A 15,371-nucleotide genomic window follows, 5' to 3' on the forward strand; every position below is an offset into this window, starting at 1 on the left:
GCCGAAAGCCTAAGGGTTCCTGAGGAAGGTTCGTCCGCTCAGGGTAAGTCGGGACCTAAGGCGAGGCCGATAGGCGTAGTCGAAGGACAACAGGTCGAAATTCCTGTACCACCGTAATCCGTTATGAGCGATGGGGTGACGCAGTAGGGTAGTGACGCGGACGGATGGATGTCCGTCTAAGCAGTGAGGCTGGTGTGTAGGCAAATCCGCACATCGTTAAGGCTGGGCTGTGATGGGGAGCGAAAATTGTAGTAGCGAAGGTCATGATCTCAGACTGCCAAGAAAAGCCTCTAGCCAGGAGAAGGTGCCCGTACCGCAAACCGACACAGGTAGGCGAGAAGAGAATTCTAAGGCGCGCGGAAGAACTCTCGTTAAGGAACTCGGCAAAATGACCCCGTAACTTCGGGAGAAGGGGTGCCTCGGTAGGGTGAATAGCCCGAGGGGGCCGCAGTGAAAAGGCCCAAGCGACTGTTTAGCAAAAACACAGGTCTGTGCGAAGCCGCAAGGCGAAGTATACGGGCTGACGCCTGCCCGGTGCTGGAAGGTTAAGGGGAGTGGTAAGCCTTCGGGCGAAGCTATGAACCGAAGCCCCAGTAAACGGCGGCCGTAACTATAACGGTCCTAAGGTAGCGAAATTCCTTGTCAGGTAAATTCTGACCCGCACGAATGGCGTAACGACTTGGGCGCTGTCTCAACGAGAGATCCGGTGAAATTTTAATACCTGTGAAGATGCAGGTTACCCGCGACAAGACGGAAAGACCCCATGGAGCTTTACTGCAGCTTGATATTGAATTTGGGTACGATCTGTACAGGATAGGTGGGAGCCGTAGAACTTTGAGCGCCAGCTTGAAGGGAGGCATCCTTGGGATACCACCCTGATCGTATCTAGGTTCTAACTTGGTACCGTGAACCGGTGCGAGGACAGTGTCAGGTGGGCAGTTTGACTGGGGCGGTCGCCTCCTAAAGAGTAACGGAGGCGCCCCAAGGTTCCCTCAGAATGGTTGGAAATCATTCGAAGAGTGCAAAGGCAGAAGGGAGCTTGACTGCGAGACCTACAAGTCGAGCAGGGACGAAAGTCGGGCTTAGTGATCCGGTGGTACCGCATGGAAGGGCCATCGCTCAACGGATAAAAGCTACCCTGGGGATAACAGGCTTATCTCCCCCAAGAGTCCACATCGACGGGGAGGTTTGGCACCTCGATGTCGGCTCATCGCATCCTGGGGCTGAAGTAGGTCCCAAGGGTTGGGCTGTTCGCCCATTAAAGCGGTACGCGAGCTGGGTTCAGAACGTCGTGAGACAGTTCGGTCCCTATCTGTCGTGGGCGTAGGAAATTTGAGAGGAGCTGTCCTTAGTACGAGAGGACCGGGATGGACGTACCGCTGGTGTACCAGTTGTTCCGCCAGGAGCACCGCTGGGTAGCTATGTACGGAAGGGATAAGCGCTGAAAGCATCTAAGCGTGAAGCCCCCCTCAAGATGAGATTTCCCAGTATGTAAGACCCCTTGAAGACGACGAGGTAGATAGGTTGGGGGTGGAAGTGCAGTAATGCATGGAGCTGACCAATACTAATCGGTCGAGGGCTTATCCTAAAATAAAACGCAAATGAGTTTCGGATCCAGTTTTCAGGGTGTAACCTTGAAATTGCGCTTGATATTCCAAATCACTTTGTTGAGATACAGAATAACTTGCGGAGTTTTGCTAAGTGAGTCCATTTATATGGAGAGATACCCAAGTGGCTATAAGGGGACCCTCTGCTAAGGGGTTAGACTGCGAAAGTGGTGCGAGGGTTCGAATCCCTCTCTCTCCGCCATTTAGGACAAGCTAGCGAAATATTATGTTATGGCGGTGTAGCTCAGCTGGCTAGAGCGTACGGTTCATACCCGTGAGGTCGGGGGTTCGATCCCCTCCGCCGCTACCATACATACCCAGGAGGCTTAGCTCAGCTGGGAGAGCATCTGCCTTACAAGCAGAGGGTCGGGGGTTCGATCCCCTCAGCCTCCACCATTGTGCCGGTGTAGCTCAACTGGTAGAGCAACTGACTTGTAATCAGTAGGTTGGGGGTTCAAGTCCTCTCGCCGGCACCATTTTTGAATTTTGAAAAATCCAGGGAACTGTGGTGTAGAGGCCTAACATGCCTGCCTGTCACGCAGGAGATCGCGGGTTCGAATCCCGTCAGTTCCGCCATTTTTCAATTCAATAGTTTTACCGTACTAAAGTGGGAAGGGGTATCCCTCCGCACTTTATTTTTTTGTTAATGGATATGGCTCGGTAGCTCAGTCGGTAGAGCAGAGGACTGAAAATCCTCGTGTCGGCGGTTCGATTCCGTCCCGAGCCACCTTTATATGGAGGATTAGCGAAGTGGCCAAACGCATCAGACTGTAAATCTGCTCCCTTACGGGTTCGGTGGTTCGAATCCATCATCCTCCACCAGTTTTACGAGCCATTAGCTCAGTTGGTAGAGCACCTGACTTTTAATCAGGGTGTCGAAGGTTCGAGTCCTTCATGGCTCATCAGAAGTCATCAACTATAGGTTGATGGCTTTTTTTGTATTGTTTTAAGTTATGTTTTTATATAGCTTTTTTATTTTACGGTATCGACAGGTTATAATGAGTTCATTATGTTCGCTTAGTGCTTATTCTATATTCTAAAAAAAAGTGAAGTGGTGATCGCGTGACTCTGGATACAGAATGGATTCAGCAACAGCTTCAGAATATTATTCAAGCGCCTTTTACCATAGTGCCTTGGTGCCCGGAAATGATGGCAGAGGGAGAGACAGCCGATTCAGTTATTCCGGATAGATCGTTTGTCCGTGACAACAAGTTACATTTTCCATTTCGTGCGTCGGCAGGTGAACTGGCTGCATTTGTGGTAGAGGCCAGATATTTGACGGATCGAGAACGGAAACTGGTAGAAGCGCTATTGGGGAACATGGAGCAGGTCTGGCAGAACGGTCCACAATTGTCGGATAACCCGGTTTATAGCGAGGAAGAGCGCATGAATCGTTATGGACAATGGCTTATACAGCAGGCTGCCAATCTAAACAAGGAAGAAGAGGTTCCAGATGAATTGCAGCTTCGTGATTCGCTATCAGCGTGTATGGTTCCGATTTTACTGAATGGCGAGGGAACACAGGAGGGGGCTATTACTTATACCCAGCTCCATCGATTGTTCGCGAGCTATTTTGGAGGGGATGTGCTGCTTACTCCATTGGACAAACAGTCTTGGCTGATTATGGCTAAAAAGGAGCTTTTATTAGGAGCGGACGATGAACGGGATAAAGACACTGAGTCCAGGGATGCAGATTTTACGGAATCGTTGGAGGAGGTTCTCACGGCTTTTAGCTTGGGTCTATATGAGCTTATTGCGAATGAGTGGGTGGGTGTATTCCATTTGGCGGTTTCTAAGCCTTCAATCCCTTTGCAAAGTCTTCCCCAAGAGCTGAATTTGTTATGGGAGACTATACATTTGGGCAAGATTTTTCATGTAACAGAGCACATCCACTTTTCATGGGAGCTTCATTTGGAAAGGCTGTTAAACCGCATTTCCAAGGAACAACGCGTATTATTTTTAGAGCAGGTAATGAAGTCATCTGTCATACTAGAAGACTCAGAAACGATGGCCACATTAGACATCTTTTTTCAACTGGATTGTAATGTGAGTGAGACAGCTAAGCGTCTATATGTGCATCGAAATACGTTGATTTACCGTTTGGACAAGATCAAACAGGAGACTGGATTGGACGTGCGGACGTTTAATGATGCGGTTTTAGTCAAGCTCTATCTTCTATTGTACAAAGTGACAAAAAGGAAATAGCATTTTTGTGCAGTTTGCGAATAGCCATGCTACGGGGACTAGGATAAGATACAAGTAAGAAATGTATTCGATTTCATAACTTGATCTTAGGGAGGCAAAAGCTATGGCTGGTGTACGTTTAGAGCATATTTTCAAAAAATATCCGGGTGCAGATAAAGCTACGGTTGTTGATGTCAATTTGGACATTCAAGATAAAGAGTTTCTCGTGTTGGTTGGTCCTTCCGGTTGTGGTAAATCTACTACGCTCCGTATGATCGCTGGTCTAGAGGAAATTTCAGACGGTAAATTGTACATTGGAGATCGTGTTGTGAACGACGTGGCTCCAAAGGACCGCGATATCGCGATGGTATTCCAATCCTATGCCTTGTATCCGCATATGAATGTATATCAAAACATGGCTTTTGGTCTGAAACTCCGTAAGGTGAAGAAAGAAGAAATTGACAAACGTGTACGTGAAGCGGCTAAAATCCTTGATATTGAGCATCTGCTGGACCGCAAGCCGAAAGCGTTATCAGGTGGTCAACGCCAGCGTGTTGCCTTGGGACGTGCGATTGTGCGTGACCCGCAAGTGTTCTTGATGGATGAGCCACTGTCCAACTTGGATGCCAAGCTGCGTGGTCAGATGCGTGCGGAAATCACGAAGCTGGCTAAGCGTCTGGAAACGACTGTTATCTACGTAACCCATGACCAGGTCGAAGCCATGACGATGGGTGACCGGATTGTAGTTATGAAGGATGGTATTATCCAACAAGCTGCATCCCCAGATGAACTGTACAACCGTCCAGTGAATCTGTTCGTAGCTGGTTTTATCGGCTCTCCTACGATGAACTTTATCACAGGTAAGCTGGTTGAAAAAGAAGGTGCATTGCATTTTGCTGCGCCGGGTCTGGATCTGTTTGTACCAGAAGGTAAAGGACAGATTTTAAAAGCGAAGGGCTATATCGGGAAAGAAGTGATCTTGGGTATCCGTCCTGAGGATATTCATGAAGAGCCTGTATTCTTGGAGGCTTCTCCGAATACGATCTTTACATCCACTGTGGATGTAACGGAAAACCTCGGTCATGAAATGCTGTTGTACCTGAGCGGTGCTGGAAATGATACGATTATTGCCCGTGTAGACGGACGCTCCAATACTCGTGATGGTGTCAAAGCGAAGTTGGCTGTTGATATGAACAAGGTTCATATTTTTGATAAGGAATCGGAATTGAGTGTTCTGGTTGGCGAATAAAATTTGCCTCTGGAAGAGAGTCGCAGTTTTCCCCGAGCGGAGAACTGCGACTCTTTTTATATATCGCATACGGCTACTAGCTTCGGCATTGCATTCATTGGAAAATTCCGATACGATGGGTACAATGGACAGGTCTAGATGTAGGTTCGTTGGCAGGAGTCCTAGATGGGATCAACCCAGCTGGCGGAATGGAGCTAGCCTGGAACCATATGTTAAATCAAGTGGAGTGTGCATTGGCGCAGGATAGACTGGCGTTGGGTTGTATGGTTAATAGGGTAAAGCTACATAAATCAAGTGACGTATAGAATCTGGTTTTGCAGATGAAGGGGAGAATAAAATGGCTAAACAGGTAAAGGTATCCGAGCTTGTACAGCAGTTTCAAATGGAAGTTATTTCCGGTGAAAAAGGTCTGCGAAGACTGATCACAGTGGACGATTTAAATCGCCCAGGTCTGGAGATGGCCGGGTATTTTGAATATCATACACAAGAGCGGGTACAGCTTCTGGGAAGGTCTGAGTTGGCTTTTCTGGGAATGCTTCCTCCTGAGGAACGCCGGGATCGGATGGAGCGTCTGTGTACAGAGCTGACTCCATGCATTATCGTCACACGTGGTCTAGAGGTACCGGCTGAGTTAGTGGAGGCGAGCGCAGAGCGAGATATTCCTGTACTGCGCACTAATATGGCGACGACGATTTTATCAAGCCGCATCACAGGCTTTCTCGAAAGAAAGCTGGCTCCTACAGCAACTATTCATGGTGTACTGTGTGACGTGTATGGCGTGGGAATGCTTATCACAGGAAGTAGTGGAATTGGTAAAAGTGAAACGGCACTGGAACTGGTTAAACGTGGACATCGCTTGGTAGCAGATGACGCGGTAGAAATTCGGCAAACGTCCGATTTTCAGCTGCATGGTACAGCACCTGAGCTGATCCGTCACCTGTTGGAAATTCGTGGCGTGGGCATTATTAATGTGATGACGCTGTTTGGGGCCGGTGCAGTTCGTAATAACAAACGGATTACATTGGTTGTTCGTCTGGAGGCATGGCAGCAGGACAAGCAGTATGACCGTCTTGGTCTTGATGAGGAAACGACACGCATTATTGATACAGATGTTCCACTGGTTACGATTCCAGTTCGTCCGGGCCGAAACTTGGCTGTTATTATCGAGGTGGCGGCGATGAACTATCGTTTGAAACAAATGGGTGTTAATGCAGCCCTGCAATTTACAAACAAGCTGACTGCTACAATTTCTGAAGATATGGAAGAGATGGATTAAGGTTTGTTCGTTTGCAAGGAAGAACGAGGAGTGAGAGAAACATATGTCAACGGCAACATTACTGCTGAATCCGATCGCTTTTTCAATCGGGGCAATCAAGGTCCACTGGTATGGGCTTATTTTGGGGCTGGCGGCGCTTGTGGGTTTATATCTTGCCATCCGTGAAGGGAAAAAATTCGGTATTCCGCAGGATTTTTTTATGGATATGCTGCTTCTGGGTGTTCCCTCAGCTATTATTGGAGCGCGTATTTATTATGTAGCCTTCAAATGGGAAGACTACCGAGATAATCTATGGGATGTTTTTAAAATTTGGAATGGCGGTATTGCGATATACGGTGCCTTGATCGGGGCCATTATATGTGCGGTTATTTATTTCCGGTATAAAGGGTATACCTTCTGGCGTATCGCTGATATTTGTGCACCAGGCCTACTGATCGGTCAAGCGATTGGACGCTGGGGTAATTTTGTCAATCAGGAAGCCTACGGTGGACCGACGGAAGAGACATTCTTGCGAAATCAGCTCCATCTGCCGGATTTCATTGTGAATCAGATGAACGTTAACGGGGTGTTCCATCACCCTACATTTTTATATGAATCACTGTGGAGTATTGTAGGTGTGATTTTGCTGCTCGTCATTCGTCGTATGAAATTTGTGCGTGCAGGCGAAGTGTTTGCATTTTACTTCATTTGGTACTCAATCGGCCGTTTCTTCATCGAGCGTGTACGGACGGACAGTTTGGCTTTTCAGGGACCGGATTGGCTGGCTTCTTTTGTGAATGCTTTGTGGTCTCCTATGGTGTGGCTAGGGTTTGAACCAGGGCATCTGGACCCGAGTTACGGTAATGTGCGGATCTCGCAATTGCTGCCTATCTTTATTGTTGTAGCTGCCGTGATTTTCATTTTGGTTCGTCGCCGGAAGGGTACATCTGTTGCTCGTTATAGCGATCCGATTATCTCCAGCAAAGCGGGGATTGATCAGGTACCTGACGTGATGCCAGAGCAGGTATCCCGTCCAGGACAGGACGCGGTTCCTCCAACAGCTACGGCGGATAAGCTACCTAAGGAAGACACGGACGAGGACAAGAAGGAGCATCTATGATAAATACGATTTTGTTTGATTTAGACGGCACCATCATGGATACGAATGAGCTGATCATCAGCACATTTCTACACATTTTGAATCATCCGGATGCTGATCCGCTGACGCGGGAGCATATTATTCCTCATATGGGTGGAACGCTGGACGATCAACTCCGTACTTTTTCGGGATTAACGGATGTATCTGGGTTGGTTAAGGACTACCGTGCTTATAATCAGATTCATCATGATCAAATGGTGAAGCCATTTCCATATGTCATTGAGGTTATTCAGGAGTTGCGTGCGAGAGGGATTAAGCTGGGGGTTGTGACAACCAAAATACGACCATCCACGATACGTGTACTTAATCTGTTCAATCTGACTTCCTCAATGGACTATATTGTGACGGTAGACGATGTGGAACATCCAAAGCCACACGCTGAACCAGTGCTCAAGGCCTTGACAGGTTTGAATGCTGAAGCAGAGCACACATTGATGGTCGGAGACAGTTCTTTTGATATTTTGTCAGCTCAGGCAGCAGGTGTGAAATCGGCTGGTGTAGCTTGGTCGCTCAAGGGCGAGGAAACTCTGCGCGGATATGGGCCTGACTACATGTTGCATGATATGCGGGATTTGCTGAAGCTGGAGCTTCAAGGTGTCAATGTATCGTGAGAAAGGTGAACCGCTATCCTGTAGAAGGTCCCAATGCGTTGTGGCAGATTTATCGGACGGTGAGCCGCTGGAAAGGCATTAAGAACTTTATTTTTATACAGATTGCCCGGTATTGTCCTGTGCTTTCTCTGAAAAACGTCATTTACCGCAGAGTGCTGGGGATGAAGGTGGGGCAACATGCGGCCTTCGGCCTGATGGTGATGGTGGATGTTTTTTTTCCGGAGCATATTACGATAGGGAACAATTCGGTCATTGGATATAACACAACGATACTGGCTCACGAATACCTCATACAAGAGTATCGTATCGGTAAAGTGGTGATTGGTGATCATGTGCTGATCGGCGCCAACACAACCATTTTGCCGGGTGTCACCATCGGTGACGGAGCTATCGTAGCAGCCGGAGCGGTCGTGCATAAAGACGTGCCCGCAGGTGCATTTGTAGGTGGCAATCCGTTGCGTGATTTAAGACGCTCTGGTGTGGATGAGTAGGAAATAGCACAATAAGGAAGACCCCTTATGTATTAAGGGGTCTTCCTTATTGTTGTTTTTCTGTATAATAAGTGGGGTAATGCATGTTAATTATGTTTAAAAATTGATAACAGACATATTTGCAAAGCGATATGGGAGCGTGTTGATTTGGTCAAAAAAGAACGTATACCAGAGCTTGATGTTTACCGGGGAATATTAATTGCAGCCGTTGTTACCATTCATGCGACTTCAATGGCTTTAATTGATGCGCGCCATTCTCTATTGTTTTACCCTTTTCTATTTTTAAATATGTTTAGTAGCTTTGCGGTGCCAGTATTTATTTTTGTGAGCGGGTTTGTTTTATTTTACAATTATGTCGATAGGCCGCTTCGTGGTAAGAATATGCTTATATTCTTTCGAAAAAGACTGATGTTTATTGTGTTACCGTACGTTTTGTTTTCTCTTGTGTATTATTTGACCTTGGTAACACGCGGGTTGATGCCGCTCAGTGATCTTCCGCTCGTGCTGTTAACGGGAAAGGCGTACACGCATTTGTATTATGTCATCATCATTATCCAATTTTATTTGGTCTTCCCACTGTTGTTGTGGGGAGTGCAGCGCTTATGTCATTGGATATCGAGTCCACGGAGAGTAGCCTGTATCATTTTGGCAGTAGGGTTAGTCATTCAATGGGGGTTTGTATTGCTGAACAAATATGTTTGGCAAGAGGAAAGAGGAAGTCTCGCGATTACGTATATCAGTTATTTTGCCTTGGGCGCAGCTGTAGCGATTGGATATGAAGGGTTTAAAAAGTGGCTTTTTCCGGTGTCAGGTACAGTAATTAGACGCGGACAGTTGATCAGTTGGTGGGGCTTGTGGGTGGCTTGGCTACTCCTGGGTATAGCATATGTACAAATATGGTTTGTAGCATATCGCGAAGCCATCTATGCAGACTCGCTGATCTATGAACTGCTCCATAATGCATATGCCCTCGTCTCAGCGCTGGTGCTGTTTCAGTTCTCGGTTTTATTATATCGTCATGCTAACGATAGGCTGCGAATGTTAATCAGCTGGCTGGGCTCATGCTCATTCGGCATTTATTTACTTCACCCGGCGTTATTGAGAGTATATCGCAAGCTGGATTTGCACGGAACGCCAGTAGAATATATCTTCTCTGTTGCGGGTGGATGGTTGTTGGCGTTGTTTGGCTCATGGTTGATTGTGACGTTGTGTTTTCGATATGTACCATTTGCATGGATCGGTTTGGGCACGGTTCCGAAGTTTTCTTCCCGGAGTAAAGATGAACAAATGAATAGCTAAATATTTTGATTGATTGGACTGTTGGCTTAAGGCTGGCAGTCTTTTTTTTAGGATTCGTGTATTTTGCATTGGATAAAATATAGAAAGGGGCAGCGGCTTGGCGGATCTGTAAAAAAGGGCTGCTCCGTTCGGTTGACGTTCACAAGTAGAGCATGATAATATATCGAATATACTTTAGTTTGTTAGCACTTTACCATGATAAAGATATTGTGAAATCATGAGGTGATAGAGATGTCTAAGCCAAAAGGATTCGAAATCCCTGTAGGGGTTCGAGATTATCTTCCACGTGCAGTGTCGAAGCTGCGGGCCATTGAACTGAATGTACTCGAATGCATGGAGCGCTGGGGTTACCGCCAGATTATGACGCCTACGATGGAATACTACGATACGGTGGGAGTGGCTAGTTCTACTTCCGATCGAAAGCTGTTTAAATTACTCAATAACCGGGGAACCACGTTGGTGCTGCGATCGGATATGACCGCTCCCATTGCGCGGGTGGTATCTTCGCTGCTAAAGGAAGAGGAAGTACCACTCCGACTTTCCTACCACGCAAATGTATTTCGGGCGATTGAGGAAGAGGCAGGAAGAGAAGCGGAGTTTTTTCAGACAGGTGTGGAGCTGGTAGGTGATGATTCGCCTGAGGCTGATGCAGAAGTTGTAGCATTGGCTATTGCATCATTACAGGCGGCAGGAGTGGCCTCTTTTAAAATTGCCATGGGACATGTGGGATTTCTGAACGGCTTATTTGAGGAAATCATTCCAGGCCGTCAGGCTGAACAACAAGCGCTAAAGGAACTGTTGCTCAGTCGTGATGTAGTGGGCTACCGAACAGCGATTGAAGCTTTGGGCTTGGCTCCCGAACATCGGGATAAGCTGGAAGCTATTCTTCGGTTGCGCGGTGGAAAAGAAATTTGTGACCAGGCTACCCGTCTTAGTGTGGAGCAGCAGACGATTCGATCCATTGCACATTTGTGCGAGGTGTGGGAAGTACTGGAGGCATACGGCGTATCTGAGCATGTGTTAATCGACCTTACCATGATCGGGGATTTTTCATATTATACAGGAATGACTTTTGAGGGCTATGCGGCGGAGATTGGGTTCCCGGTATGCAACGGGGGTCGCTATGACAATCTGCTTCAGCAGTTTGGTCGATCCGTACCTGCAACGGGATTTGCATTGAAGACAAACCGGATCGTCGATGGTGTGGATGGTATCCAAATGGAGACGAAGCTTCCTGTACTTATCCGTTATGACGAACAGGGACGCCAAGAGGCGTTATCCGCAGCCGCACAGCTACGCGCAACAGGTCTTACTGTGGTGACAGGACTCACGGGCGGACCGGAAGACCGACGTCGTGAGCAGCAGGGCTTGTATGCAGAGGTATACAGCTATACAGCTGAAGGAAGACAGCCAGTACAAAGGAGGGAATTGCCATGACGGAAACATTGAAGGTAGCCATGCCCAAGGGACGGATTTATAAGCAGGCTTCTGAGCTATTTCGCCAGGCGGGGGTTCCAATTCCACTGGATGTGGACGAAACGCGCAAGCTGGTCATTCCACTGCCTGAGCTAGGCATGGAATTTATTATGGCGAAGCCCGTCGATGTTCCTACGTATGTGGAGTACGGGGCGGCGGACATCGGCATTGTGGGCAAGGATGTTTTGCTGGAAGAAAACAAGGATGTGTATGAACTGCTGGATCTGGGGATTGCCCGTTGTCGGATGTCAGTGATTGCTTTACCAGATTGGCAGCCAGGTATTCGTCAGCGGGTCGCTACAAAGTATCCGAATGTGGCTTCCCAGTATTTTCGGGAGCAAGGCCAACAGGTGGAGGTTATTAAGCTGAATGGCTCCATTGAGCTGGCGCCGTTAATTGGCCTGGCAGACCGCATTGTTGATATGGTAGAGACGGGGCAGACCTTGCAGGAGAATGGATTGGTCGAGCAGATCAGCATACTGGATATTACCAGTCGTCTGATTGCCAATCGGGTCAGCTACCGGATGAAAAACAGCTCGATTCAGGCTTTGTGTGATCGATTGCATCAGGTGATTCCCAATGCGGTGGCACCCCGGGAGTAAATCAACTAAAGGAATAAGCCAAGGGTTAAAGGAGCATTCTGCAAGCTGCAAGTAAGGGGGAATGGACAAATGAAGATTGTATCAGCCCGTGATTTCAGTCTCCAACGGGAGGTGGATTACGGCACACCTGAGCAAAATGAGGCTGTGCGTACCATTATTCAGTCGGTACGCCAAGAGGGGGATGAGGCTGTCCTGCGGTATACGCAATCGTTTGATGGTGTATCGCTGATCGCAGAGCAACTTCGTGTGACGGAGGAAGAATTGAAGGCGGCATATGACAAGGTAGAGCCTTCTTTTTTACAGGCGATTCGAGAAGCGGCGGATAATATCCGTGCTTTTCACATGAAGCAAAAACGTAATTCGTGGATGGATTTACAGCCAGACGGTAGCTTGCTCGGCCAAATTATCCGACCGTTGAAACGTGTAGGCGTGTATGTTCCGGGCGGTAAAGCGGCCTATCCATCCTCTGTGCTGATGAATGTCATTCCCGCTCAGGTGGCTGGTGTACCTGAGATTGTCATGGTGACACCCCCGGCGACAGGCGGCAAGGCAGGGATAGATCCATATACACTGGTAGCTGCGGCAGAGGCTGGTGTAACGGAAATATATAGGGTTGGCGGAGCGCAAGCGATTGCTTCCCTCGCTTACGGAACACATAGCATTGAACCAGTCGATAAAATTTGCGGTCCCGGTAACATTTATGTAGCGCTGGCGAAGCGCGAGGTGTACGGCGCGGTGGATATCGACAGTATAGCTGGACCAAGTGAAATTGTCGTGTTGGCTGACGACACGGCGAATGCCTCATATGTAGCGGCTGACCTGCTTTCACAGGCGGAACATGACGAGATGGCCTCAGCCATACTGGTTACGCCCTCGCAACGCTTGGCCGAAGAAGTATCAGCTGAAGTACAGCGCCAATTGGCAGAGCTACCGCGCAGAGATATTGCTGCTGCATCGGTGGAGGCATACGGGGCTATCATTGTCGTCGACACTTTGGAAGAGGGCATCCATATTGTAAACCGACTGGCACCAGAACATTTGGAAATTATGACAGAGCAGCCGATGGAGCATGTAGGTCTGATCGAAAACGCGGGAGCTATTTTCCTGGGAGCGTACAGCTCGGAGCCAGTAGGCGATTATTTTGCCGGACCTAACCACATTATTCCGACGAATGGAACGGCACGTTTTTCCTCGCCAGTGGATGTTGATGATTTTATCAAGAAGTCGAGTATGATCTATTACAGCAAAGAAGCGCTACTGCGCAATGGTGAGACGATTATGCAGCTTGCCCGCCATGAAGGACTGGAAGGTCACGCACGGGCGATACAAGTTCGATTGGACAATGAAAAGAAGGCGGTGGATGGCGATGGGGAACGAAAATAACGTAGCAGGACGTACAGGCAGCGTCAGCCGAAAGACGAACGAAACGGACATTCAGCTATCTTTTGCAGTAGACGGCACAGGGCAAGCTGAGATTGAAACGGATGTTCCTTTTCTGAATCACATGCTGGACTTGTTCACCAAGCACGGACACTTTGATCTGAATGTGCAGGCCAGAGGGGATGTGGATATCGACGATCATCATACCGTAGAGGATATTGGTATTTGTCTGGGACAGACCTTGCTGGAAGCATTGGGTGATAAAAAAGGAATTAAGCGCTATGCCAGCGTCTTTGTACCAATGGATGAGGCGCTCGCACAGGTTGTCATTGATCTGAGTAACCGACCTCATTTTGAGTATCGTGCGGAGTATCCATCACAGCAGGTAGGGAGCTTTTCGACAGAGCTGGTGCATGAATTTCTGTGGAAATTTGCGTTGGAGGCTCGCATGACGCTACACGTCATCGTTCACTACGGGCAAAATACCCACCATATGATTGAGGCGGTGTTCAAAGCGCTGGGACGTGCACTGGATGAAGCGACATCCATTGATCCACGGGTGACGGGAGTGCCTTCAACGAAGGGAGTGCTGTAGCCCATGTCCATTGCCATTGTGGATTACGGCAGAGGCAATCTGCATAGTGTGAGCAAGGCAGTTGAGCGTCTTGGCTATGAGGCTGTAGTAACGGGAGATGCCCAAGTGATTCGTTCCTCCAGCGGTGTGATTTTGCCGGGTGTAGGGGCATTCGGGGATGCTATGGAGCATTTACGTTCCAGCGGATTGGATCGGGTGATTCAGGAGGTTGCAAGCGCTGGACAACCACTGCTCGGTGTTTGTCTAGGAATGCAACTGTTGTTCACTCGTGGTGAAGAATACGGCAGTCACGAAGGGCTTAATATCTTACCAGGTGAGGTCGTTCGGTTTGCTCCTGATCTGGGGGTTAAAGTGCCGCATATGGGCTGGAATCGTCTGCGTATGACTCAGCCGAACCACCCGTTGTTACAGGGCTTGGAGGAAGGACATGTGTATTTCGTACATTCCTATCATGCGAAGCCGGAGGCCGAAAGTGACCTACTGGCGGTGACTGACTACGGTGGGCCCGTAACGGCTATCGTGGGCAGAGGCCATGTATATGGCATGCAGTTCCACCCGGAGAAAAGCGGGGAAATGGGGATGCGGTTGCTTCGACAGTTTTTGGAACTGGCGGAAGCGGAAAAGCGAGCGTAACGATTCATGTGTCTATAGTTGAGGGTACGCCAACTTTGGTTGTTGATGGATGTAAAGGCATATAGATGTTGAATAGCTCACAAGGGGGTCATACTTTGTTCACGATATACCCAGCGATTGATATTCGCGATGGCAAATGTGTACGACTGGTACAAGGAGATTATAGCCAGGAGACGATATACAACGAAAACCCAGTGGAGGTTGCCCAAGAATGGGAGCGTATGGGCGGCTCCTACATTCACTTGGTTGATTTGGACGGTGCTAAAGCAGGCCAACCGGTGAACGATGAGCTCATTGGGCGCATCGCTTCTGCGGTGCAAGTGCCTGTACAAGTGGGTGGCGGCTTGCGTACGCGTGAACATGTGGAGCGGCTGTTGTCGTTGGGCGTGAGCCGTGTGATCTTGGGTACGGCAGCGATTGAGGACCGTGCTTTTACGGAAGCGGTATTGGGTACCTACGGTGATCGGATCGCCATTGGTCTGGATGCACGGAATGGCTATGTGGCCACGCGCGGATGGCTTGAAACCTCGGAGGTTCGAGCGGATGAATTGGCTGCTGAGTTGGCCTCCAAGGGAGCGGAAACGTTCATTTTTACAGACATTTCCCGCGACGGAATGATGCAAGGCCCGAATGTGGAGGCTATCGTAGCGCTTGCGAAAAGCAGTGGACGAACCGTGATCGCTTCCGGCGGTGTCAGCAAGATGGACGATCTGATCACGCTGAGCACCTATGCGAAAGAGGGTGTAGGCGGTGCTATTGTGGGTAAGGCATTGTATACAGGCAGCATTGATTTACAGGTAGCCGTACAAGCTGTAGCAAAGGCATAGGGG

Annotated in this window: 13 protein-coding genes, 8 tRNA genes and 1 rRNA gene (1 of these 22 only partly in view); all 22 read left to right on the forward strand. The window is 48.6% G+C overall.

The window, feature by feature from the left end:
• Positions 1-1,588 (forward strand): 23S ribosomal RNA (locus MKY75_RS00775) (it extends 1,338 nt beyond the left edge of the window).
• Between the two features lie 129 nt (positions 1,589-1,717).
• Positions 1,718-1,809 (forward strand) — tRNA-Ser (locus MKY75_RS00780).
• 31 nt (positions 1,810-1,840) lie between these two features.
• A tRNA-Met gene (locus MKY75_RS00785) sits at positions 1,841-1,917 on the forward strand.
• 10 nt (positions 1,918-1,927) lie between these two features.
• Positions 1,928-2,003: transfer RNA gene (locus MKY75_RS00790), tRNA-Val, on the forward strand.
• 4 nt (positions 2,004-2,007) lie between these two features.
• Positions 2,008-2,083 (forward strand) — tRNA-Thr (locus tag MKY75_RS00795).
• Positions 2,084-2,106: 23 nt separating this feature from the next.
• Positions 2,107-2,183, forward strand: a tRNA-Asp gene (locus tag MKY75_RS00800).
• Between the two features lie 78 nt (positions 2,184-2,261).
• Positions 2,262-2,334, forward strand: a tRNA-Phe gene (locus MKY75_RS00805).
• A 9-nt stretch (positions 2,335-2,343) separates the two neighbouring features.
• Positions 2,344-2,429 (forward strand) — tRNA-Tyr (locus MKY75_RS00810).
• Positions 2,430-2,436: 7 nt separating this feature from the next.
• Positions 2,437-2,509, forward strand: a tRNA-Lys gene (locus tag MKY75_RS00815).
• A gap of 160 nt (positions 2,510-2,669) precedes the next feature.
• The gene (locus MKY75_RS00820; RefSeq protein WP_340883997.1) at positions 2,670-3,812 is read left to right on the forward strand and encodes a PucR family transcriptional regulator; all 1,143 of its coding nucleotides are present in this window, start codon (positions 2,670-2,672) and stop codon (positions 3,810-3,812) included.
• 103 nt (positions 3,813-3,915) lie between these two features.
• The gene (locus MKY75_RS00825; RefSeq protein WP_029519022.1) at positions 3,916-5,040 is read left to right on the forward strand and encodes an ABC transporter ATP-binding protein; all 1,125 of its coding nucleotides are present in this window, start codon (positions 3,916-3,918) and stop codon (positions 5,038-5,040) included.
• Between the two features lie 337 nt (positions 5,041-5,377).
• Positions 5,378-6,316, forward strand: coding sequence for an HPr(Ser) kinase/phosphatase (gene hprK, locus MKY75_RS00830; protein ID WP_029519020.1), 939 nt, complete (start codon positions 5,378-5,380; stop codon positions 6,314-6,316).
• 43 nt (positions 6,317-6,359) lie between these two features.
• Positions 6,360-7,415 carry a prolipoprotein diacylglyceryl transferase gene (gene lgt, locus MKY75_RS00835; protein ID WP_165149382.1) on the forward strand — a complete coding sequence of 352 codons (1,056 nt, stop codon included), beginning with the start codon at positions 6,360-6,362 and terminating at the stop codon, positions 7,413-7,415.
• Positions 7,412-8,065: a pyrophosphatase PpaX gene (gene ppaX, locus MKY75_RS00840; RefSeq protein WP_165149380.1), complete on the forward strand. Its 654-nt coding sequence runs from the start codon at positions 7,412-7,414 to the stop codon at positions 8,063-8,065. Before lgt ends, ppaX begins: the two co-directional genes overlap by 4 nt.
• Positions 8,062-8,556: an acyltransferase gene (locus MKY75_RS00845; protein ID WP_165149378.1), complete on the forward strand. Its 495-nt coding sequence runs from the start codon at positions 8,062-8,064 to the stop codon at positions 8,554-8,556. Before ppaX ends, MKY75_RS00845 begins: the two co-directional genes overlap by 4 nt.
• Positions 8,557-8,703: 147 nt before the next feature.
• Positions 8,704-9,855 (forward strand): acyltransferase, encoded by a 1,152-nt coding sequence (locus MKY75_RS00850; RefSeq protein WP_165149376.1) that lies wholly within the window; start codon positions 8,704-8,706, stop codon positions 9,853-9,855.
• Positions 9,856-10,086: 231 nt separating this feature from the next.
• On the forward strand, positions 10,087-11,292 hold the full coding sequence (locus tag MKY75_RS00855; RefSeq protein WP_165149374.1) for an ATP phosphoribosyltransferase regulatory subunit: 1,206 nt from the start codon (positions 10,087-10,089) through the stop codon (positions 11,290-11,292).
• A complete protein-coding gene (gene hisG / locus MKY75_RS00860; RefSeq protein ID WP_165149372.1) occupies positions 11,289-11,933 on the forward strand; it encodes an ATP phosphoribosyltransferase in 645 nt (214 codons plus the stop codon). Before MKY75_RS00855 ends, hisG begins: the two co-directional genes overlap by 4 nt.
• A 69-nt stretch (positions 11,934-12,002) precedes the next feature.
• The gene (gene hisD / locus MKY75_RS00865) at positions 12,003-13,316 is read left to right on the forward strand and encodes a histidinol dehydrogenase (RefSeq protein ID WP_069012128.1); all 1,314 of its coding nucleotides are present in this window, start codon (positions 12,003-12,005) and stop codon (positions 13,314-13,316) included.
• The gene (gene hisB / locus MKY75_RS00870; RefSeq protein ID WP_029519009.1) at positions 13,300-13,908 is read left to right on the forward strand and encodes an imidazoleglycerol-phosphate dehydratase HisB; all 609 of its coding nucleotides are present in this window, start codon (positions 13,300-13,302) and stop codon (positions 13,906-13,908) included. The genes hisD and hisB overlap by 17 nt, the downstream gene beginning before the upstream one ends.
• 3 nt (positions 13,909-13,911) lie before the next feature.
• The gene (hisH, locus tag MKY75_RS00875) at positions 13,912-14,541 is read left to right on the forward strand and encodes an imidazole glycerol phosphate synthase subunit HisH (protein ID WP_029519007.1); all 630 of its coding nucleotides are present in this window, start codon (positions 13,912-13,914) and stop codon (positions 14,539-14,541) included.
• Positions 14,542-14,636: 95 nt separating this feature from the next.
• Complete coding sequence (hisA, locus tag MKY75_RS00880; RefSeq protein ID WP_165149360.1) at positions 14,637-15,368, forward strand: 1-(5-phosphoribosyl)-5-[(5-phosphoribosylamino)methylideneamino]imidazole-4-carboxamide isomerase; 732 nt, start codon at positions 14,637-14,639, stop codon at positions 15,366-15,368.
• The last annotated feature ends 3 nt before the right edge of the window (positions 15,369-15,371 follow it).

The organism is Paenibacillus sp. FSL L8-0663, assembly GCF_038008125.1.
GTDB classification, from domain to species: Bacteria; Bacillota; Bacilli; order Paenibacillales; family Paenibacillaceae; genus Paenibacillus; species Paenibacillus polymyxa_D.

What these genes read in the sequence shown, in the direction of transcription:
- MKY75_RS00825 (WP_029519022.1), top strand. Translation starts at nt 3,916, where the DNA reads ATGGCTGGTGTACGTTTAGAGCATATTTTCAAAAAATATCCGGGTGCA.
- hprK (WP_029519020.1), top strand. Translation starts at nt 5,378, where the DNA reads ATGGCTAAACAGGTAAAGGTATCCGAGCTTGTACAGCAGTTTCAAATG.
- lgt (WP_165149382.1), top strand. Translation starts at nt 6,360, where the DNA reads ATGTCAACGGCAACATTACTGCTGAATCCGATCGCTTTTTCAATCGGG.
- ppaX (WP_165149380.1), top strand. Translation starts at nt 7,412, where the DNA reads ATGATAAATACGATTTTGTTTGATTTAGACGGCACCATCATGGATACG.
- MKY75_RS00855 (WP_165149374.1), top strand. Translation starts at nt 10,087, where the DNA reads ATGTCTAAGCCAAAAGGATTCGAAATCCCTGTAGGGGTTCGAGATTAT.
- hisG (WP_165149372.1), top strand. Translation starts at nt 11,289, where the DNA reads ATGACGGAAACATTGAAGGTAGCCATGCCCAAGGGACGGATTTATAAG.
- hisD (WP_069012128.1), top strand. Translation starts at nt 12,003, where the DNA reads ATGAAGATTGTATCAGCCCGTGATTTCAGTCTCCAACGGGAGGTGGAT.
- hisB (WP_029519009.1), top strand. Translation starts at nt 13,300, where the DNA reads ATGGGGAACGAAAATAACGTAGCAGGACGTACAGGCAGCGTCAGCCGA.
- hisH (WP_029519007.1), top strand. Translation starts at nt 13,912, where the DNA reads ATGTCCATTGCCATTGTGGATTACGGCAGAGGCAATCTGCATAGTGTG.